Consider the following 18,326-nt stretch of genomic DNA (forward strand, 5'->3'; position numbering starts at 1 on the left):
CGGCGAACGCCGAACCACGTCCTCTAAGCTCTCCACTCGTGACCCAGACCCCCCGCGCCGTGCTGCCCCTCTGGCTCGCGCTGGTCCTGGCCGTGGGGGCCGGCCCCGTGCTGGATGCGGGGTTCCCCGATCGCAGCTGGTGGCCGCTCACCTTCGTCGGCATCGCGATGGTGCTGCTCGCCGTGCGGGGACGCAGAGCAGGCAGCGCGTTCCTGGTGGCCTGGGTGGCGGGGGAGTCGTTCTTCCTGTTCCACGTGGCCTGGACGGCGCTGTACCTCGGACCGCTTCCGTGGGTGGCGCTGTCGACGCTGGAGGCGATCTTCTACGGCCTCGGCGGGATGCTCATCGCGCTCGCGTACCGCTGGGTGCCGCGCGCCTGGCCGACCAGGCTGGGACGCCTCGGGCTGCTGCCGGTGATCGTCGGCGGCCTCTGGACGCTGCGCGAGTACGTGTCCGGCAACTGGCCGTACGGCGGGTTCTCCTGGGGCCGCGTCGCCGAGTCCCAGGCCGAGAGCCCGTTCGCGCCGCTCGTGGCGTGGCTCGGCATCTCCGGGCTCAGCTTCGTGATGGTGTGGCTGGTGGCGCTGCTGCTGGAGGTCTGTTTCGTGGCGGACCTGCGGGGCGCGTGGCGCGCATCCATCGCCATCGGCGCCGTCGCCGTCGTGCTGGTGGTGCCCGCGTGGCCCGCGACGACCAGCGGCACGACCAGGATCGCCGCCGTGCAGGGCAACGGCCCGGCGGGGTACTTCGACAACGCGCCACCGGATGCCGTGCTCAACTCGCAGATCGCCGAGACGGAGAAGATCGAGGACGAGAAGGCCGACATGGTCGTCTGGCCGGAGGGCGCCGCCCAGCCGGACCCCACCCGCGACCCGCAGTCCGCGGCGATCCTGGATGCGCTGAGCCGCAAGATGGGCGCGCCGTTCATCGTCGGCACGATCACCTACCGCGACGGCAAGTACTTCAACACCTCGCTGCTCTGGAAGGACGGCAAGGGCGCCGTCGACTACTACGACAAGAAGCATCCCGTGCCGTTCGGCGAGTACGTGCCGGACCGGGCGTTCTGGCGGCCGTTCGCGCCCAGCCTGATCGACCTGATCGGCCGCGACTACACCCCGGGCACCAGGGACAACGTCTTCGACGTGAACGGCGTGCGCGCCGGGATCTCGATCTGCTTCGACATCGTGGACGACCAGCTGCTCACCGACATGATGCAGGGCGGCGCGCAGGTCATCCTGGCCCAGACGAACAACGCCGACTTCGGGCAGACCGACGAGAACGAGCAGCAGCTCGCCATCGCCCGCCTGCGCGCGATCGAGGCGGGCCGGTCGCTGGTGAACATCTCCACCGTCGGCAGCAGCCAGATCATCGGGCCGAGCGGCCGGACCATCGCGGAGATCCCGCCGTTCAGGCCCGGCCACATGATCGCCGACGTCCCGCTCGGCACGACCACAACGCCGGCCACCCTGCTCAGCCGCGGCATCGAGTTCCTCGTCGCCGGCCTCGGCCTCTTCGGTCTCCTCATCGCCTGGGGTGCACGGAAAAGGCCGTCCTCACCGGTGGGGTGAGAACGGCCTCGGTGTGGCGGGGTCAGGCGCCGATCTTGTGCTCGCCCGTGCCGCGCCGGGAGCGCAGGTAGGTGAGTCTCTCCTCGAGGAGTTCCTCGAGTTCGGCGCGGGTGCGGCGCTCGAGCAGCATGTCCCAGTGGCTGCGCGGCACCTTCACGTCCGAGCGGTCGACCTCGACGGGGGTGTCGCCGACCAGCAGGGTGGCCTCGTGGCCGCAGTGCTTGCACTCCCAGGTCTGGGGTGCATCAGCCTCGGCGGAGAAGACCATGTCGGTCTCCTTGCCGCATTCGGGGCATAGGTAAATGTAACGGGAACGCGGGGAGTACACGACGCCTTCTTCGCTCTGTAAGCTCTGGGCGCCAAGCCTCATTCCGCGCAAACTGCGATCTGCCATTGTGTGGTTCTCCTCTGTGCGCGCGTGCTTCACAGTTATAAACCCACAAGCTGGGGGTTCTCTTTCCGTCGGACCCGTACTCTCAGGGCCCTCTCAGGTCAGATTCGTGCGTCGACCAGCGCTTTCAGTGTGTCGCAGCGGTCGGTGACGAGGCCGTCGACGCCGAGGTCCAGCAGGCGTGTCATGTCGGCCGGATCGTTCACCGTCCAGACGTGGACCTCCACGCCGGCGTCGTGCAGGATGCGCACGGTGCGCCGCGAGACGAGCCGCAGCGGGCCCTGCCGCTCGGGGACCTGCACGGCGACGAGACCGCGCAGCACGCGGCGCACGGCGGAGGTCGAACCGGCCTTGGCGGCGGCGATCGCGGGGAGGACGCGCGAGACGGAGGCGGAGCTCGCCACGCCGGGCAGCGCATCCACGGCCGCCCTCCTGCGCTTCTCGTCGAAGCTGGTGATGAGGACGCGGTCGGTGGCGCGCGCCTTCAGGATGGCCGCGGCGGCCGGGGCGGCGGAGGCCAGGTCTTTGATGTCGATGTTGAAGCGGGCGTCGGGAAACGCGTCGAGGGCGTCCGCGAGCGAGCAGTACGACTGACCATCGCCGAGTTGGATGCGCCTCAGCTCCGGCATGGTGAGCTGGCCGACGCGCACGGCGCGCCCCGCGACGCGGGAGAGGTCGGGGTCGTGGCTGATGACCGCGACCCCGTCCGCGCTCGCGTGCACGTCGGTCTCCAGGTGCGTCGCCCCCGCGTTCAGCGCGCGGAGGAACGCGAGGAGGGTGTTCTCCGGGGCCCCGACGGCGAGGCCCCTGTGCGCGATGATCCGGGGGAGAGGACCGCTCAGGAACGTCACGCCGGCGGAGTCTGCTCTCCGGGCGCCGCGTCGCCCTCCGAGGGCGCTGCGGGGGTGACACCCGCATCCGGAGCTGCCGCTGCCGCAGCCTCGGCGGCCGCTCGCGTGGCTGCCTCCGCCTCGGCGTGCGCGTCGGCGGCAGCTGCTGCCGCGTCGGCCTGCGCGGCCTTCACGGCATCCCGGTCCACCGGCGCAGGAGCTCCCGACGAGCCGGGCATCCCGGGCATCCCGGGAACTCCCTTGTCGCCGAACGCCTTGCCGATCCCCTGCAGCGCCTGGGTCAGCTCGCTCGGGATGATCCACAGCTTGTTCGCCGGGCCCTCGGCGAGCTTCGGCAGAGTCTGCAGGTACTGGTAGGCCAGCAGCAGGTTGTCCGGGTTCCCCTCGTGGATGGCGCCGAACACAGTCGTGATCGCCTTCGCCTCACCCTCGGCCCGGAGCACAGCAGCCTTCGCGTCACCCTCTGCCTTGAGGATGGCGGCCTGCCGCATACCTTCGGCGTTGAGGATCTCTGACTGCTTGGTGCCCTCGGCGGTGAGGATGACGGCGCGGCGGTCACGTTCTGCGCGCATCTGCTTCTCCATCGAGTCCTGGATGGAGATGGGCGGGTCGATCGCCTTCAGCTCGACGCGCGATACTCGGATGCCCCACTTGCCTGTCGCTTCGTCGAGGACGATGCGCAGCTGGCCATTGATGTTGTCGCGGCTGGTCAGGGCCTCTTCGAGGTTGAGGCCACCGACGACGTTACGCAGCGTGGTGGTGGTCAGCTGCTCGACGGCGCCGAGGTAGTTCGCGATCTCGTACGTCGCCGCACGCGCATCCGTCACCTGGAAGTAGACGACCGTGTCGATCGATACGACCAGGTTGTCCTCGGTGATCACCGGCTGCGGCGGGAAGGAGACCACCTGCTCGCGCATGTCGATGAGCGGCCGCACCTTGTCCACGAACGGCACCACCACGTTGAGCCCCGGGCTCAGCGTCTTGTGGTACCTGCCGAGCCGCTCCACCACGCCGGCGCGCGCCTGCGGGATGATGCGGATCGCCCGGAACAGGGTGACCAGGACGAAGATCACGATGATGACGATGATGACCGTCACCACGATCCCCACGACCAGTTGACTGGCGTCTGTCACGACGCGCTCCTTTCTGTGAAGTCGTCGGCTCCCGCGGCGATCGGGGCGGGCGCCACCACGGCGGTCGCCCCCTCGATGGAGACGACGACGACGTGCTCGCCGGGCACCAGCTGCGCCGGCGGGGCGGTGAGGCCGGTCGCGAGGCGCGCCGTCCAGGTCTCGCCGACCGCCAGCTTGACCTGGCCGGTGGTGCGGGAGACGGTGTCGACGACGGTGCCGGACATGCCGATCAGTGCGGCGACGTTGCTCTTGGTCGGGTCGCCCCCGCGTTTCAGTGCGTGCAGGAGGGGCGGCCGGATGAAGAAGATCAGGATGATCGAGAGCGCGGCAGCGATGATCAGCTGCAGCCACCAGGGCGCTCCGACCAGGCCGGAGACGAGGCCGCCGACGCTTCCGACGGCGATCATCAGGAAGACGAAGTCCAGGGTGAGCATCTCGATGATGATGAAGACCAGGATGAGGACCAGCCAGGCGATCCATGCGAAGGATGCGATGTCCACGGCGACTCCCTTCACTGTCGTACTGACGACCGTAGCAGGTGCCGAACCGGCGGCGCGGAACCCACTTGGTAGTCTCAGGGACGAGAAACCCATCTTTCTAGGAGTCTTCGTGTCCAACCCTCTCGCAGCTGGTTCCCTCGCCGGGAAGCGCGCGCTCGTCACCGGTTCGTCTCGCGGCATCGGCGCCGACACGGCGCAGTATCTCGCGTCGGCCGGGGCCGCCGTCGTCATCAACTTCCGCAACAAGGAGGCCCGCGCCGTCAAGCTCGCGGACAGTATCCGGGAGGCGGGAGGCACCGCCATCACGGTGGGGGCGGACCTCACCGACCCCGCGTCGGTCGATGGGATGTTCGACACGGTCCGCGAGGAGTGGGGCGGCCTCGACATCCTGGTGCTGAACGCATCCGGTGGCATGGAGTCCGGCATGGCCGAGGACTACGCCATGCAGCTGAACCGGGATGCGCAGGTCAACACCCTGAACGCCGCCCTCCCGCTGCTCGCCCCCGGCTCCCGCGTGGTGTTCGTGACCAGCCACCAGGCGCACTTCATCACCACCACGCCGACGATGCCGGAGTACACGGCCGTCGCCGAGAGCAAGCGGGCGGGGGAGGACGCGCTCCGCGCGCTGCTGCCTGCTCTCGAGGAGAAGGGGATCGAGTTCGTCGTGGTCTCCGGAGACATGATCGAGGGAACGATCACCGCGACGCTCCTCAACCGCCTGAACCCGGGCGCCATCGACGCGCGCAAGGAGGCGGCGGGCAAGCTCTACAACGTGAGCGAGTTCGCGGCCGAGATCGCCCAGGCGGTCGTCGACCCGATCCCGGCCGACCACACCCGCCTGGTCGGTGACGTGTCCGATTTCGTGCCGGTGGCCGAATGAAGGCCGCGGACCTCGGACTGCTGACCGGCGTCTCCACGCCGACCGTGCATCCCGGTGGTGCGCGCGCCGTGGTGTCTGTGACGCATCCGTCGCTCGAGGCGGACGCGACGGTCGGGCAGCTCTGGACCGTGCCGCTCACCGGCCACGCGGCGCCCAAGCGGCTCACCCGCGGCTTCCGGGACACCGCTCCGCGGTTCTCGCCGGACGGGCGGCTGATCGCCTTCCTGCGCGCGGCGCCCAAGGCCGCGCCGCAGCTGTACGTGGTGGATGCGGCGGGCGGAGAGCCCGTGCAGGTCACCGACCGGACGCTCGGCGTCTCCGAGTTCGCCTGGTCGCCCGACGGCCGCACCCTCGTGTTCGTCAGTCGCGTTCCCGAGCAGGGGAGGTACGGCACGGTCGACGGCCTGGAGGCCAACGCCGAGCCACCCCGCCACATCCGGACACTGAAATATCAGGCGAACGGGCTCGGCTACATCGTCGACCGGAGGGCGCACCTGTTCAGCGTGCCCGTGCCGGATGTGTGGGGCGAGCCGGTCGCGGAGGCCGCGCCCGAGGCGGACGGGAGCACCGCATCCACGCCACTGGTGGAAGAGCCGGAGCAGCTGACGACGGGGGAGTGGGACGACGGTTCCGTCGCGTTCTCACCGGACGGCGCGACCATCGCGTTCGTCTCCGCCCGCCACGACAGCCGCGATGACGACCTGCGCTCCAGCGTGTTCCTGCTGGCCGCCGACGGGTCGGGGGAGCCGCGCGACGTCACGTCGGAGCACGGCAGCTTCTCGGTCTCCGAGCTCGCGTACGGGCTGAACGGTGTGCTGTACTTCACCGCCCAGGATGTGGGGGAGAGCGGCAGGGACTTCGTCGGCCGCAACGCGGCGCTCTACGCGATCGACCAGGCCGGCGACGCGCCCCGCCGCCTCACCGACCCGGAGACGGTCGACCTCACCGAGAGCGCCATCGTCGCGTACCAGGACGACTCGGTGCTCGTCACCGACCGCAGCAGGGGAGCGCTCGTGCTCACGGCGGTCACGGCGAGCGGCGACGTGCGGCGCCTGACCGACGCGGCGACCGTCGTCGGCGGAGTCGGGGTGGCAGGAGACGCGGTCGTCGCCTCCGTCGCAGACGCGGAGACCGCCGGCGACGTCGCCATCGTCGCCGACGGCGGCCTGCGGAAGCTCACCGACTTCTCGGCCGGGCTGCGCGCGGCGGGCGTGCTGCCCATCCGGGAGCTGACCGTGACGGCGCGCGACGGGTATCCCGTGCACGGCTGGGTGGTCGCGCCGGAGGGCGACGGTCCGCATCCGGTGCTGCTGAACATCCACGGTGGGCCGTTCGCGGCGTACACCGGCAGCGTGTTCGACGAGGCGCAGGTCTATGCGGCGGCCGGGTACGCCGTGGTGATGTGCAACCCGCGCGGTTCCGCAGGATACGGCCAGGAGCACGGGCGCGTGATCCGGCAGGTGATGGGCACGGTGGACTTCACCGACGTGCTCGACTTCCTCGACGGCGCCATCGCGCAGAACCCGGCGTTCGACGCCTCCAGGGTCGGCATCATGGGCGGCTCGTACGGGGGATACCTCACCGCCTGGACGATCGGACACGAGCACCGCTTCGCCGCCGCCATCGTCGAGCGAGGATTCCTCGACCCGGAAGGGTTCGTCGGGACGAGCGACATCGGCAGCTTCTTCGGCGACGAATACGTGGGAACGGACGCCGACCTCATCCGGTCGCAGAGCCCGCAGGCCGTCGTCGGCGAGGTGCGCACGCCCACGCTGGTGCTGCACTCCGCCAACGACCTGCGCTGCCCGCTCGGGCAGGCGGAGCGCTACTATGCGGCGCTGAAGCGCAACGGGGTGGATGCGGAACTGCTGATCTTCCCCGGAGAGGATCACGAGCTCAGCCGTGCCGGACGGCCGCGCCACCGGCAGCAGCGGTTCGACGCGATCCTGGACTGGTGGGCGAGGCACCTGCCGAGCGAGCAGAACGGGCGCTGAGCGGCGCGTCTGGCGCATCCGGGCGCATCCGGAGACACGAACGGTCCCTGACCGCCGAGCTTTCGCGCGGTGGTCAGGGACCGTTGTCGTTGTGTTGCCGTTTAGGCGGTAGCCGTCGTTGCTGCGGACGTTGCCGCGAGCACGTCCTTGCCGAAGGTGAACGCGCGCACGATCCCGATGATCCCGAGCACGATCAGCGCGACCGCGGCGAACACGAGCAGGAACAGCGCGGACGACGCGGGAAGGAACAGCACGACGATCCCGGCCAGGATGCTGATGATCCCGAAGGTGATCGCCCATCCGGACGACGCGGCACGGCCGGCTTCCGCGATGGACATGATGCCCTCGATGATCCAGGCGACGCCGACGAAGGCGATGGCGAGGATGACGAGCGTGGCCGCAGCGACGGTCACGTTCTTGAGGGCGATGATCCCGGCGAACACCAGCAGGGCGCCGAACACGATGTGCATCGCGCGGATGCCGCCGGTGATCCCCTTGCTGAAGATCCCGATGGCGAGCCGCATGATGCCGGCGACGATGAAGTAGAGCCCCAGGAAGAACGCCACGACGGCGAGCGTCTTGACCGGCCAGAACAGCAGGACGACGCCGAGGATGACCGCGACGGCGCCACTGATGCCGAGGGCGGCCCTGACTCCGTTGATGGCGCCGCGGGTCAGGTCGGCGGCGTTGAGGGCGAACTCCTGAAACGGAGCTGAGGTGGAGCCTGGTGACGTCATGTTGATCCCCTTGATCCTTCGGTGCCGCGTGCGAGAGCGGCTCTGCTGCCGACACTAGCGCTCCCTGGGTGTCCGCCGGGAGGGTGTTGCGGCGTTTCCAGGGGGAGCGGCGGACGGGGGCGGCGCGCTAACGTCGAGTGCGGGGGACTCACTGAGGAGCGCCACATGACCACGAAATCGCCAGCAGCAGACGCGGACGACGCGCAGAACGCGCCGTCGACACCCTTCACCGCCGAAGAGCGCGCGGCCATGAAAGAACGCGCGAAAGAGGTCAAACGCAGCCGCAGCCGCGGCGCCTCCACGACGGCGGACGGCGCGTCGGACGTGCTCGAGAAAATCGCCGAGATGCACGGCGACGAGCGAGAGTTCGCCGAACGGCTGCACGCGGCGATCACGGCGAACATCCCGGAGCTGACGCCGAAGACCTGGTACGGGATGCCCGGCTACGCCAAGGACGGGAAGGTCGTCGTCTTCTTCCAGAGCGCGGAGAAGTTCAAGACTCGATATGCGACGTTGGGATTCAACGAGACGGCGCGGCTGGACGAGGGGGAGATGTGGCCGGTGGCGTACGCGCTGGAGACGTTGAGCGACGCGGTGCTGGCGCGGGCGGTAGAGTTGGTGCGGCGGGCGGCGGGGTGAGTGGTGGATCGGCCTCGATGGGATTGTGATATTTATGTTCTGAGGCGGGCGGTTATTCCGGTCGAGGCACGTACGTGTCCGTCAGGCGGACGCGATAACGGGGTCTGCCATGATTGAGCCATGACTTCGTGGGGCAGGCGATCTCTGGATGTGGCGGGCATAGGGCTCATCGCGCTAATGGCACTGAGCGGGTGTGCGACGGCGCCGACCGCAACGCCGTCACCTGCTGCTGTGGTGACCCGGGCGCCGACGTCTCCCGCGCCGACCGATCAGGCCGCGTCAGGGGCCGTCGAAAGTTATCTCGCCTGGCTCACGGCCTCACGAACGCCCGACGTCGATGCGGCCTGTGCCGCACTCTCACCGGATCTCGTTGCGCGCATGATCGCGGAACTCAACGGCACAGTGCCCACGCCGGTCGGCAGTTGTGAAGAGATGATCGCCGCGACGGCTGCGCTCTACCGAGCGGTCGGCGATGACGCCGCCGTGGACGTCGCGGTCCAGCACGAGACATCGACGGATGCCACACTCTTCGTCACCTATCTGGCGTCGGGCGATTGCGGCACGGTCGTCATGAAACGTGGGGGAGCGAGCTGGATCATCACCGAGCAGTCGCAGGAATGCGCTCAGTGACCCATCACGCCTCGGCGTCGCGCGCGGGCTTCTTCCACACGAGCCATTTGCGCTCGACCTCGTCCGCGAGGTCGATGCTGAAGCGTTCGGCGATAAGCAGCACCTGTGCCAGCGTGTGACGCTCGGCGTAGTTTTCCGAGACCGACTCGACCTCGTGCTGCAGGTGCTCGATGTGCATCCACGCAGTATTGCAGCGGGAGAAGGTGTGGAACGGCTCTTCGGCGGCAGAGGGGGGATCACCCGCTGACGGATGGGGCTTGCGAACCGACCCGCCACTCTGACTATACTTAGGCAAATGCCAAAGTATTACGATGAGGTCGACGCCGTGCTCCGCGCGCTCGCGGATCCTACGCGCCGAGCTGTCGTCGAGCGTCTCGCCGTATCTCCGGCGGTGGTGTCTGAGCTGGCCGAGCCGTTCGCGATGACCCTGCCGTCGTTCGTGCAGCACCTCGGGGTGCTCGAGGACGCAGGGGTGATCATGTCGGAGAAGCAGGGGCGTGTCCGTACGGTGAGCCTGCGTCCGGGCGCTCTCGATGTGCTGCAGCTGTGGCTCGGTGAGCAGCGCACCCCCGCGGAACACCAGGCCGACAGGCTCGGCATCCACCTCGCCCGCGCAACCCAGAAGGAGAACTGACATGTCCCGTGTCCGCATGGATCTCTTCACGTCCATCGACGGCTTCACCCCAGCCGACCAGACGCCCGACAACCCGATGGGCGAGGATTGGAACCGGCTCACCGCCGCGTACACCGCGACCCGCACCTTCCGCGAAAAGATCTTCGGCGACACCAGTGGGCGAGGCACCACCGGAGTCGACGACCGCTACGGTGCCGCGTTCTTCGACGGCATCGGCGCCGAAATCATGGGCGCCGGGATGTTCGGACTCCACGCCCATCCCACCGATTCAGACTGGACGGGCTGGTGGGGTCCGAATCCGCCGTTCCATACCCCGGTCTACGTGCTGACCCACTCCGCACCGCGCCCCTCGATCGCGATGGAGGGCGGCACGACGTTCCACTTCCGCGACGCCGCCATCGACGACGTCCTCCGCGAGGCGCGCGATGCGGCGGCTGGCCTGGATGTGCGCATCGGAGGCGGCTACGGCACGGCGCGCGCAGCACTGGGCGCCGGACTCGTCGACGACCTGCACCTCATGATCGCTCCCGTCTTCCTCGGTCGCGGCCATCGGCTCTGGGACGACCTCAGTGGCTTCGACGCCACGCACACCGTGACGTCGGAAGTCGCCGAGAGTGGCGTGATCCACGTCACCCTGACCCGATAGGAGACCCACGTGACACATGAACGCAGGCTTGCACGCTCCGGCTTCACCCTCACCCGCGACTATCCCGCACCGGTCGAGAAGGTGTGGGGAGCGTTCGCGGACGAACAGCAGAAGCGGAGCTGGTGGGGAGCAGGTGACGAGGCCGAGGCCCGTGCGTGGGCCTTCGATTTCCGCGTCGGCGGGCGCGACATCGACGAAGGCCAGTTCCACAACGGACCGCTGTCGCGATACGAGGCGACCTACACGGACATCGTCGAGCACTCACGCATCGTCACCACGTACGACATGTGGCTCGACGGAGAGCACATGTCCACGTCGCTCGCCTCACTGGAGTTCGAGCCCATTGCCGAGGGCACGCGCTTCACCCACATCGAGCACGGCATCTTCTTCGATCGATTCTGGGCGGACGGCGACGGACGCGAGGCCGGCACGCGTGGCCTCCTCGACGCGTTGGAGCGGTATCTCGCGCGGTAGCCAACTCCAGACAGTCTGTAGCTGATAATGCACATTATGTCAGCTAGTTGACCAGCCCGCCCCCTTCGCGGGACATCGGCGCGGGCGTGCGTTCGCGTAGCATCACTCACGGCAGCGTTGAAGAAGGAGCCGGAGATGAGCAGAACAAGCTGGAGGCAGGTCGCGCCCATCGCGCTCGCCATCGGGGCGATCCTGGCGGGCTTGCTGGGCGCGGCTGCCCCGGCATCCGCCGCCCAACTGAAATCGGCCTCGAGCCGTACGGTGACCACACCGGCCGCCGACCGGGTGCTCGTGACGGAGACGTTCCCTTTTCCGCAGGCCACCGACACATTCCAAACGCAGTCGCCGCTCGTTACCGGCCCTGACGGTGCTCTGTGGTTCCTCCACGGGACGGATGACGTCGGTCGGATGACGACGGACGGCGTGTATACACGCTTCGCGGCCTATCCCCCAGGCGGATTGTCCTGGGTGGGCGCCCACCTCGTTCGCGATGACCGAGGCGGGTTCCTCTATGTGGTCGCCGTCGGCGAGGCGTACGTCCCGCACGTCATGCATATCGCGCTCAATGGTGCGGTCTCCGAGATCCCCCAGCCGGAAGGGACGACGTTGACGGGCGGCTTGATCGCTGGAAGCGACGGCACGGCGTGGTACGAGGCTTCGTCGGCTCAGGATTCAGCCACTTCTGACATCGTTGTTCGAGTCGCTCACGGCGTCGCCCGCCCCTTCGCTGTGGCCGGGGACGCATACTCCATCGTTCCCACGGACGATGGCGGCGCATGGGTGGGCGTGCGTGGATCCCTCACTCGCATCGCTCCGGACGGGACGGTCACCGTTCCGCCCGGCGTCGCAGGCCGCGTGGCGTCGAACCTGTGGCCTGGCACGGGCAATTCTCTCTGGTACGTCGGAGGTATCGTCGGCGACTCGGTCGGCCGAGTCGGGCTGGTACAAGCCGATGGGTCTGTCGTTGAGAGGCCGCTCGGCGCTGGCGTCAGCCTGTTGCCAGGGACCCAGCAGGCGCAACGATCGGAAACGTGGATCAATGTGGTGAAGCAGGATGGGTCGCAGGCCGTCTATGTCGGCACCACCCCGGCGAATCTGCGACCGATCCCCCTGTCTGTCTCAAGTGCGCAACTGTTCACGGGCATCGAATCCGGGGGGCGTCTCTGGATCGTCGATCACTCGGTGACGTCAGACGGCAAGCTGATGTCACGCATTCTCTCGCTTGGGGTCGATGGTTCTGTGCAGGACCGCGCTGAGCTGTCAGACGGTCAGTTCTGGCCCCTCGCCGCCGAGCCGGACGGCACCATCCTCCTGACGGGTGACACCGTCCGGGGCGGAGACATCCCTGGCGCTTCACAAGTTCTTGCGCTGCGCCCGGATGGCGCGCTTCTGCGCGGCGCCGTCGACGACACTGCGGTATTCCGCGCCGCGTTCGACGCGCAGGGGCGGCCCTGGTTCGTGACCCGCACCGGCATCGCCACCGTGGGCGACGCCACGGCAGAGCGCCTCGGCGGCGGTGACCGCTACGAGGCCGCCGTCGCCATCGCGCGAGCTGCGTTCCCCTCCGGAGCCCCTGTCCTCTCCGTCGCATCGGGCGAGAATTTTCCGGACGCCCTTTCTGCCGGCCCACTCGCGGCAGCGAGTCACGGCCCACTGCTCCTCACGCTGGGGGGTGCTCTGCCCGCTGCGACTCGAGCAGGGATCGTCACCCTTGCGCCGTCGAAGATCGTCGTCGTCGGAGGACCCGCCGCTGTCTCGGACGCCGTGGTCGCTCAACTGCGGAAACTCGCTCCCACGGTGCAACGGGTCAGCGGACCGGACCGCTATGCCGTGTCCCGCGGCATCGTCGCGGCGAACCAGCACCCGGGGAAGCCGCTGTTCGTGGCGACCGGCATGGGATACGCGGACGCGGTCACCGCCGGCGCGGCCGCGGCGCGATCCGGCGGGCAGTTGTTGCTCGTCCCCGGAGGCTGGGCTGGACTTCCTGCGGGATACGCGTCGTTCATCCGGGGTCTCCACCCGTCGTCGATCGCCGTCGTCGGCGGCCCGGTTGCCGTCAGCGACGGGATCCTGGCCGGATTGCGTGGCATCGCTGCGACCACTCGCTACGGCGGTGCGGATCGGTATGCCGTCTCTGCGGCCGTGCTCAAAGGGTTCGGGACACCGTCGACGCATATCTATTTGACCACCGGTCAAAATTTTCCGGATGCCCTCGCGGCCGCCCCGCTCGCCGGACGGACCGGCGCGACGCTGGCCACCGTTCCGGGCGGTTGCGTCCCCGTCGACACCTTCCGCGCAATCCAGCGCCTCCGACCGTCATCGGTGACGATTCTCGGCGGCACATCCGCGGTCGGAGCGGACGTCGCTTGGCTCCGCAACTGTTGACGCATTCCCTGCTTCGGGGTCACGGGAACCCAGCCGAACGTTGAAGCTTGAGGTCACGCCGAAGGCGTCACCCGTCGCCACCCAACTGAACCGTGTACGCGGGAACGAACCGCACCGTGACCTGCGCCGGGTCGATCCCCTGCGCTTTCAGCACGTCCTCCAGCGAACTCGTTTCGGGGATCGGCGGCTCACCGGTGAGGGTCAGGATGGCGTCGGTGCTGGTCGCCGTGAGCTGGGTGATCTCCCAGCCGTTCTGTTGCGCCCACGGCTGGGCCGCCTGCCGGATGGAGTTCTCCAGCAGTTCCTGGTCGGTGAAACGGGCGGAGGTGATGGCCAGGGGAACGCCGATGATCAGCAGCGTCACCACGATGGAGAGGATCGCACGGTGGCGCCTCCCCCAGCCTCGTTTGACCAGCGACTCCCCCGTGGTGGTCCGGGCGTCGCGTGCGGCCGAGCCGATCCGGTAGCCGGTGAGGATGATGACCCCGGTGGCGAGGATCGCCGCGACGTTCGCGCCGAACAGCAGCAGTGCGCCGGCGGCCTCGCTCCACGAGCCGGACTCCAGTGTCAGGCCGACCACAGAGAGCGGCGGAACGAGCGAGATCGCGATCGCGACGCCCGGCAGCGTGTCGGAGATGTCCTTCCGGACCAGTGCCACCGCGCCGACCGCGCCCGTCGCGAGCGCGGCCAGGAGGTCGATCAGGCTCGGCGAGACCCGCGCGGCGACCTGGCTGTTCGTGGCGGCCACCACGGGGGCGGCGACCAGCAGGCCGACCAGGTAGCCGATCGCGACCGCCGTGGCCGCGCCGCAAACGACCAGGATCCAGCTCAGCAGGAGGTTGCGTCTGTCGCCGGTGACCGTGGCCAGCACGATCCCGAGGATCGGGGTCATCAGCGGGGCCACGATCATCGCGCCGATGACGGTGGCTGCTGAGTCGCCGACGACACCGGATGCGGCGATCACGGACGATAGGCACAGCAGCAGCCAGAACCGGCTGAACTTCGACGACGCCTGCACACCCTCGAAGAAGACGGCGGCACGCATGTCCGCGACCGAGTTCATTCGCTCTCCCCCTGTGCACCGCTCTCCCCCGGCACGCCGACCGACGCGAGCGCATCCCGATTGGCGCGGCGGACCGCGCGGCCCACCCATTCGTCGCCCTTGTAGATGTTCTGCGCGCCCAGTTCGTCCGCGAGACCGGAGGCGACGATCTGGAGCTGCACTTCCGGTTCGCTCACCACCAGCTTGAGCGAGGACCCCACCGCCGCGAGGGACGCGGCGAGCCGGCGCAGCACCTCCACGAGCGCCAGGTCGAGCTGTTCGGCGCCGCGGAGGCGGATGATCACCACCGACCCGGCCGAGCGAGCCGTCACAGCGGGCAGCTGCTGCTCGAACAGCGGCGCGCTCGCGAAGAACAGGCTCCCGTACGGCCGCAGGATCACCACGGAGTGCCCGGGGATCTCGGCGGGCGGGTCGGATTCGCGCATCCGGCCCCTGGCGTCGATCATCACCTGCCGGACGCGGACCCGGGTGGACTGCTGTGCCACGAACAGGACGATGCCCAGCCCGACCCCGACCAGGACGGCGAACTGCAACGGGATCAGCAGGGTCAGAATGAAGGTCACGGCCATGATGGCGGTCTGCAGTGCGCCGCCCTTCACGACGGCGGCGATGCGGGCGGGCCGGATCGACGTCACGCCCACCACGATGAGCAGTCCAGCCAGCGCCGGCATCGCGGTGTGCGCGACGGGCACGGAGGCCAGCAGGATCACGAGCGCCATCACCGCGCCGGAGATCAGCAGCGACAGCCGGGTGCGTGCGCCCGCGGACACCAGGAGCGCCGACGCCGACATCGACCCGCCGACGGGCATCCCGCGGAACACGCCGGAGACGATGTTGCCGACGCCCTGGCCGATGAAGTCCCGGGATGCGTCCGCCGGTTTGCCGTCCGCCGTCGGAATGCCCGCCGAGACGCCTGCACCCTGCACCAGGCCGACGAACGCGAGTGAGATCGCCGGGATGATCAGGGTCGGCACGTCCCCGAGCGACGGGAGGACGGGACCGGGAAGCCCCGCCGGGACGGTGACGCTGTCGCCCAGCACCGTGACCTGCGCCTGCACCCAGAGGTTGAGGAGCACGGCGACGACCGAGCCCAGGACGACGGCGACGACGAGCCCCAGACCGCCGACGGGCGTGGGCTGGAGCACGACGATGGTGAGGATGGTGACCGCCCCGACGATCACGGCGGGCACGCTCCACTGGCCGATGTGCACGAGCAGGTCCACCGTCCGCACGATGCGGTTCGCACCCCGCGCGTCGTAGCCGGTCAGATTCGGCAGCTGCCCGAGGACGATGTTCAGCCCGACGGCCGTGATGAATCCCGTCATGACCGCCGTGGGCACGAAACGCACCAGGCGGCCGCCACCCAGGAGCCCGGCGACGATCATCGCAACCCCTGTCAGCACGGCCAGGGTGAACAGCGCCCTGTCCGGATCCGGCCGGGCCGCCAGCTCGGCGTCGGCGATCACCAGCGACATCGCCCCCGCCGCCTGCACCGCCATGAACGTGCTGCTCGTGAAGAGCGCGGCACCGACCATCCCGTAGAGGTAGCCGTACAGGCCGGCCAGCGGATTCACGCCGGCCAGCAGACCAGATGCCAGCCCGTCCGGGACGCTTTCCGCACCCAAGACCAGCCCCGCCATGAGGTCTTTCCCGAGCGTCTTACGGTTGAACCAGCGCCTCAGCGTGTGCCGCATGGCCCCACGCTAGTCAGCCTGGCGGCTTCCGGGCAGTCCCCACGTTCTCCGGCGCCGCCGCTCCCCTGCCCGCCGCTCCCCTATTCGCCGGCGCGGTATCCCGGATGCACGTCGCGATCGAGACCCCTCGCCGCGCTGAGCTTGAGGAGCAACGCGTACAGCTGGTTCCGGTCGGCGTTGCTCAACCCGTCGGCGAGTTCGGCCTCCTGGCTCTCCGCCGCTGTCCGCAGTTCGCCGAGCAGGCGGCGACCAGCATCCGTTACCGACAGGATCTGGCTGCGGCGGTCGGTCGCGCTGCGCTCCCGGACGATCAGGCCCGCGGATTCCAGGGAGTCGATCAGGGCGACGACACGGCTCTGCGCCACCCCCAGCTTGTCGGCGAGCTCGCGCTGGTTCATCCCCGGGTTCCTGCCCAGGATGCGCATCACCCCCGCTTCCGGAGGTGCGATCCCGAGTGCGCGCGTCTTCTCTGCGAAGTTCTCTGCGGCGAGTGTGCCGAGCTGGGTCAGCAGGAATCCGATGCGCGCCGGTCGGCTCGGGATTGGCATGGCTCCACAATAGAGCATTGACTTACTAATTCATATGGTGAATCATTCTGTCCATGACGCAAACCCCAGCGACGCGCAGACGCCGACCGGACGGGCCCAATGCTGGGGTCCTCGGCATCGTCGCCCTCGCTCTCACCATCGCCTCCGTCGCGGTGCCGCCGCTTCTCGCCGCCGGAGCCTTCTTTCCGTCGCCCACGGGGTCGACCACGGCCGTGAGCGGCTATTTCTCGGGGCATCGCGACGCTGTCACGCTCACCGGCTTCCTCGTCTTCGCCGCCTCCGTTCCGATCGGCATCTACGCTGCCACCGTCTACGCGAGGCTGCTCCGACTGGGGGTGCGCGTGCCGGGGCCCACCATCGCTCTGTTCGGCGGCATCGCCGCGTCTGTGCTGCTCTCGCTGTCCGGGCTGCTGACCTGGGCACTCGGCCAGCCCGTCTCCGGCCAGTCCCCCGCGCTGCTGCACACGCTCGCGTTCGTCACATACGCCATCGGCGGGGTCGGGTTCGTCGGCGGCCTGGGGCTGCTGATGGCCGGGATCGCCGTCCCTGCCCTCATCCTGCGGCTCACCCCGCGCTGGTTCGCCTGGGCGGGCCTCGTCGTCGCCGCGCTCAGCGAGCTCTCTTTCTTCGCTCTCGTCCTGCCCCCGCTCGCCGTCCTGCTGCCAGTCGGCCGCTTCCTCGGTCTGGCGTGGCTTCTGGCGGCCGGTTTTCTGCTGCCGCGCAACCGGCACGACGTGCCAGGGCGGGAGGAGCGATGAACGCTGTTGCGCGCCCCGGCGCACTGCTGGACGGAAGGGTCGCGTGGGTGACCGGAAGTTCGCGCGGTATCGGTGCGGCCATCGCGGCGGCGCTGGCGCAGGAGGGCGCTGCCGTCGCGGTGCACGGCAGGGACGCGGAGGCGGCAGCCGTTGTTCGCGACCGGATCGTCGCCGCCGGAGGCCGGGCGGCCGTCGTGCTCGGCGACGTGGCGGAGCCCGACGACATCGAGCGCATGGTCGCCGAGGTCGAGTGGCAGCTCGGCCCGATCGACGTCCTCGTCGCGAACGCGGGCGGCAACCCGGTGCGTCCCGGACCGCTCGAGGCCATGACCGTCGAACAGTGGCGCTCGGCCGTCGACGCCAACCTCACGGCGACGTTCGCCACCATCGCCGGTGTCCTGCCCGTGATGAAGCAGCGCGGGTCCGGCACGATCATCACCATGTCGTCTGCGGCGGCGCGCCGCCCGACGCCGCAGTCGCCTGTGGCATACGCGGCGGCGAAGGCGGGCATCGAACTGCTCACGAAGTGGCTCGCGGCTGAAGCGGGGCCGAGCGGGATCCGCGTCAATTGCGTGGCGCCGGAGACCATCCTGACCGACCGGAACCAGGCCATGATCCCGGCCGAGGTCCAGACCCAGCTGATCGCCACGCATCCGGTGCGTCGCCTCGGCACCCCGCAGGACGTCGCCGACGCGTGCGTCTTCCTCGCGAGCGACCGGTCGGCGTGGACCAGCGGCGTCGTCCTCGACGTCGCGGGCGGATCGGTGCTGCGCTAGCCGGGATGCGTCGGGACAGCGGCGG

The 18,326-nt window shown here is 69.2% G+C and carries 20 protein-coding genes; 11 read left to right on the forward strand and 9 right to left on the reverse strand.

Annotated elements, in window-relative coordinates; all coding sequences use genetic code 11:
* Nucleotides 1–38: 38 nt before the first annotated feature.
* Nucleotides 39–1,568: an apolipoprotein N-acyltransferase gene (gene lnt, locus AC1ROC_RS02505; RefSeq protein WP_492997872.1), complete on the forward strand. Its 1,530-nt coding sequence runs from the start codon at nt 39–41 to the stop codon at nt 1,566–1,568.
* A 22-nt stretch (nt 1,569–1,590) separates the two neighbouring features.
* On the opposite strand, the gene AC1ROC_RS02510 is transcribed toward lnt, so the two are convergent.
* The 4 genes from AC1ROC_RS02510 to AC1ROC_RS02525 all read right to left on the reverse strand — a co-directional run bounded on the left by AC1ROC_RS02510 (nt 1,591) and on the right by AC1ROC_RS02525 (nt 4,443).
* Nucleotides 1,591–1,962 (reverse strand): RNA polymerase-binding protein RbpA, encoded by a 372-nt coding sequence (locus tag AC1ROC_RS02510; protein WP_085370597.1) that lies wholly within the window; start codon nt 1,960–1,962, stop codon nt 1,591–1,593.
* A gap of 98 nt (nt 1,963–2,060) precedes the next feature.
* On the reverse strand, nt 2,061–2,810 hold the full coding sequence (locus AC1ROC_RS02515; RefSeq protein ID WP_492997875.1) for a glycerophosphodiester phosphodiesterase family protein: 750 nt from the start codon (nt 2,808–2,810) through the stop codon (nt 2,061–2,063).
* Entirely contained in the window at nt 2,807–3,943 is a 1,137-nt protein-coding gene (locus AC1ROC_RS02520) for an SPFH domain-containing protein (protein ID WP_492997877.1), read from the reverse strand. The genes AC1ROC_RS02515 and AC1ROC_RS02520 overlap by 4 nt, the downstream gene beginning before the upstream one ends.
* Nucleotides 3,940–4,443 (reverse strand): NfeD family protein, encoded by a 504-nt coding sequence (locus AC1ROC_RS02525; protein ID WP_085370594.1) that lies wholly within the window; start codon nt 4,441–4,443, stop codon nt 3,940–3,942. Before AC1ROC_RS02525 ends, AC1ROC_RS02520 begins: the two co-directional genes overlap by 4 nt.
* A 109-nt stretch (nt 4,444–4,552) precedes the next feature.
* On the opposite strand from AC1ROC_RS02525, the gene AC1ROC_RS02530 reads away from it, so the two are divergent.
* Together AC1ROC_RS02530 and AC1ROC_RS02535 are read left to right on the forward strand one after the other, a co-directional pair.
* Nucleotides 4,553–5,323, forward strand: coding sequence for an SDR family oxidoreductase (locus tag AC1ROC_RS02530; RefSeq protein ID WP_492997879.1), 771 nt, complete (start codon nt 4,553–4,555; stop codon nt 5,321–5,323).
* Complete coding sequence (locus AC1ROC_RS02535) at nt 5,320–7,317, forward strand: S9 family peptidase (RefSeq protein WP_492997881.1); 1,998 nt, start codon at nt 5,320–5,322, stop codon at nt 7,315–7,317. Before AC1ROC_RS02530 ends, AC1ROC_RS02535 begins: the two co-directional genes overlap by 4 nt.
* Before the next feature lie 101 nt (nt 7,318–7,418).
* Here AC1ROC_RS02535 and AC1ROC_RS02540 read toward each other — a convergent pair whose 3' ends face one another.
* The gene (locus AC1ROC_RS02540) at nt 7,419–8,054 is read right to left on the reverse strand and encodes an HdeD family acid-resistance protein (RefSeq protein WP_492997883.1); all 636 of its coding nucleotides are present in this window, start codon (nt 8,052–8,054) and stop codon (nt 7,419–7,421) included.
* A 165-nt stretch (nt 8,055–8,219) separates the two neighbouring features.
* On the opposite strand from AC1ROC_RS02540, the gene AC1ROC_RS02545 reads away from it, so the two are divergent.
* Both AC1ROC_RS02545 and AC1ROC_RS02550 read left to right on the forward strand, forming a co-directional pair.
* Nucleotides 8,220–8,693 carry an iron chaperone gene (locus tag AC1ROC_RS02545; RefSeq protein WP_492997885.1) on the forward strand — a complete coding sequence of 158 codons (474 nt, stop codon included), beginning with the start codon at nt 8,220–8,222 and terminating at the stop codon, nt 8,691–8,693.
* Nucleotides 8,694–8,813: 120 nt separating this feature from the next.
* Nucleotides 8,814–9,323, forward strand: coding sequence for a hypothetical protein (locus tag AC1ROC_RS02550; RefSeq protein WP_492997887.1), 510 nt, complete (start codon nt 8,814–8,816; stop codon nt 9,321–9,323).
* 4 nt (nt 9,324–9,327) lie between these two features.
* Here the strand turns inward: AC1ROC_RS02550 and AC1ROC_RS02555 are convergent, their stop codons facing one another.
* Complete coding sequence (locus AC1ROC_RS02555) at nt 9,328–9,501, reverse strand: hypothetical protein (protein ID WP_492997889.1); 174 nt, start codon at nt 9,499–9,501, stop codon at nt 9,328–9,330.
* Nucleotides 9,502–9,618: 117 nt separating this feature from the next.
* On the opposite strand from AC1ROC_RS02555, the gene AC1ROC_RS02560 reads away from it, so the two are divergent.
* The 4 genes from AC1ROC_RS02560 to AC1ROC_RS02575 all read left to right on the forward strand — a co-directional run bounded on the left by AC1ROC_RS02560 (nt 9,619) and on the right by AC1ROC_RS02575 (nt 13,462).
* Nucleotides 9,619–9,957 carry an ArsR/SmtB family transcription factor gene (locus tag AC1ROC_RS02560; protein WP_492997891.1) on the forward strand — a complete coding sequence of 113 codons (339 nt, stop codon included), beginning with the start codon at nt 9,619–9,621 and terminating at the stop codon, nt 9,955–9,957.
* A 1-nt stretch (nt 9,958) separates the two neighbouring features.
* Nucleotides 9,959–10,603: a dihydrofolate reductase family protein gene (locus tag AC1ROC_RS02565; RefSeq protein WP_492997893.1), complete on the forward strand. Its 645-nt coding sequence runs from the start codon at nt 9,959–9,961 to the stop codon at nt 10,601–10,603.
* A gap of 9 nt (nt 10,604–10,612) precedes the next feature.
* Nucleotides 10,613–11,077 carry an SRPBCC domain-containing protein gene (locus AC1ROC_RS02570; protein WP_085370586.1) on the forward strand — a complete coding sequence of 155 codons (465 nt, stop codon included), beginning with the start codon at nt 10,613–10,615 and terminating at the stop codon, nt 11,075–11,077.
* Between the two features lie 135 nt (nt 11,078–11,212).
* Complete coding sequence (locus AC1ROC_RS02575; protein WP_492997896.1) at nt 11,213–13,462, forward strand: cell wall-binding repeat-containing protein; 2,250 nt, start codon at nt 11,213–11,215, stop codon at nt 13,460–13,462.
* 67 nt (nt 13,463–13,529) lie between these two features.
* Here AC1ROC_RS02575 and AC1ROC_RS02580 read toward each other — a convergent pair whose 3' ends face one another.
* From AC1ROC_RS02580 to AC1ROC_RS02590, 3 genes are all read right to left on the reverse strand, one after another.
* Nucleotides 13,530–14,525, reverse strand: a complete 996-nt coding sequence (locus AC1ROC_RS02580) for a DUF389 domain-containing protein (RefSeq protein ID WP_492997898.1) — start codon at nt 14,523–14,525, stop codon at nt 13,530–13,532.
* Nucleotides 14,522–16,219 (reverse strand): SulP family inorganic anion transporter, encoded by a 1,698-nt coding sequence (locus tag AC1ROC_RS02585; RefSeq protein WP_492997900.1) that lies wholly within the window; start codon nt 16,217–16,219, stop codon nt 14,522–14,524. The genes AC1ROC_RS02580 and AC1ROC_RS02585 overlap by 4 nt, the downstream gene beginning before the upstream one ends.
* A gap of 80 nt (nt 16,220–16,299) precedes the next feature.
* Nucleotides 16,300–16,767: a MarR family winged helix-turn-helix transcriptional regulator gene (locus tag AC1ROC_RS02590; RefSeq protein WP_492997901.1), complete on the reverse strand. Its 468-nt coding sequence runs from the start codon at nt 16,765–16,767 to the stop codon at nt 16,300–16,302.
* A gap of 53 nt (nt 16,768–16,820) precedes the next feature.
* Here AC1ROC_RS02590 and AC1ROC_RS02595 point away from each other — a divergent pair, with 53 nt between their 5' ends.
* Both AC1ROC_RS02595 and AC1ROC_RS02600 read left to right on the forward strand, forming a co-directional pair.
* On the forward strand, nt 16,821–17,525 hold the full coding sequence (locus tag AC1ROC_RS02595; protein WP_492997904.1) for a hypothetical protein: 705 nt from the start codon (nt 16,821–16,823) through the stop codon (nt 17,523–17,525).
* Entirely contained in the window at nt 17,522–18,301 is a 780-nt protein-coding gene (locus AC1ROC_RS02600; RefSeq protein WP_492997906.1) for an SDR family NAD(P)-dependent oxidoreductase, read from the forward strand. The genes AC1ROC_RS02595 and AC1ROC_RS02600 overlap by 4 nt, the downstream gene beginning before the upstream one ends.
* Nucleotides 18,302–18,326: the final 25 nt, after the last annotated feature.

It is taken from the genome of Leifsonia sp. GW821-FHT13C05 (assembly GCF_058806515.1).

Coding starts and splice junctions, on each gene's coding strand:
- AC1ROC_RS02510 (WP_085370597.1), bottom strand. CDS start 1,962: ATGGCAGATCGCAGTTTGCGCGGAATGAGGCTTGGCGCCCAGAGCTTA.
- AC1ROC_RS02535 (WP_492997881.1), top strand. CDS start 5,320: ATGAAGGCCGCGGACCTCGGACTGCTGACCGGCGTCTCCACGCCGACC.
- AC1ROC_RS02540 (WP_492997883.1), bottom strand. CDS start 8,054: ATGACGTCACCAGGCTCCACCTCAGCTCCGTTTCAGGAGTTCGCCCTC.
- AC1ROC_RS02545 (WP_492997885.1), top strand. CDS start 8,220: ATGACCACGAAATCGCCAGCAGCAGACGCGGACGACGCGCAGAACGCG.
- AC1ROC_RS02550 (WP_492997887.1), top strand. CDS start 8,814: ATGACTTCGTGGGGCAGGCGATCTCTGGATGTGGCGGGCATAGGGCTC.
- AC1ROC_RS02555 (WP_492997889.1), bottom strand. CDS start 9,501: ATGCACATCGAGCACCTGCAGCACGAGGTCGAGTCGGTCTCGGAAAAC.
- AC1ROC_RS02560 (WP_492997891.1), top strand. CDS start 9,619: ATGCCAAAGTATTACGATGAGGTCGACGCCGTGCTCCGCGCGCTCGCG.
- AC1ROC_RS02565 (WP_492997893.1), top strand. CDS start 9,959: ATGTCCCGTGTCCGCATGGATCTCTTCACGTCCATCGACGGCTTCACC.
- AC1ROC_RS02575 (WP_492997896.1), top strand. CDS start 11,213: ATGAGCAGAACAAGCTGGAGGCAGGTCGCGCCCATCGCGCTCGCCATC.
- AC1ROC_RS02580 (WP_492997898.1), bottom strand. CDS start 14,525: ATGAACTCGGTCGCGGACATGCGTGCCGCCGTCTTCTTCGAGGGTGTG.
- AC1ROC_RS02585 (WP_492997900.1), bottom strand. CDS start 16,219: ATGCGGCACACGCTGAGGCGCTGGTTCAACCGTAAGACGCTCGGGAAA.
- AC1ROC_RS02590 (WP_492997901.1), bottom strand. CDS start 16,767: ATGCCAATCCCGAGCCGACCGGCGCGCATCGGATTCCTGCTGACCCAG.
- AC1ROC_RS02595 (WP_492997904.1), top strand. CDS start 16,821: ATGACGCAAACCCCAGCGACGCGCAGACGCCGACCGGACGGGCCCAAT.
- AC1ROC_RS02600 (WP_492997906.1), top strand. CDS start 17,522: ATGAACGCTGTTGCGCGCCCCGGCGCACTGCTGGACGGAAGGGTCGCG.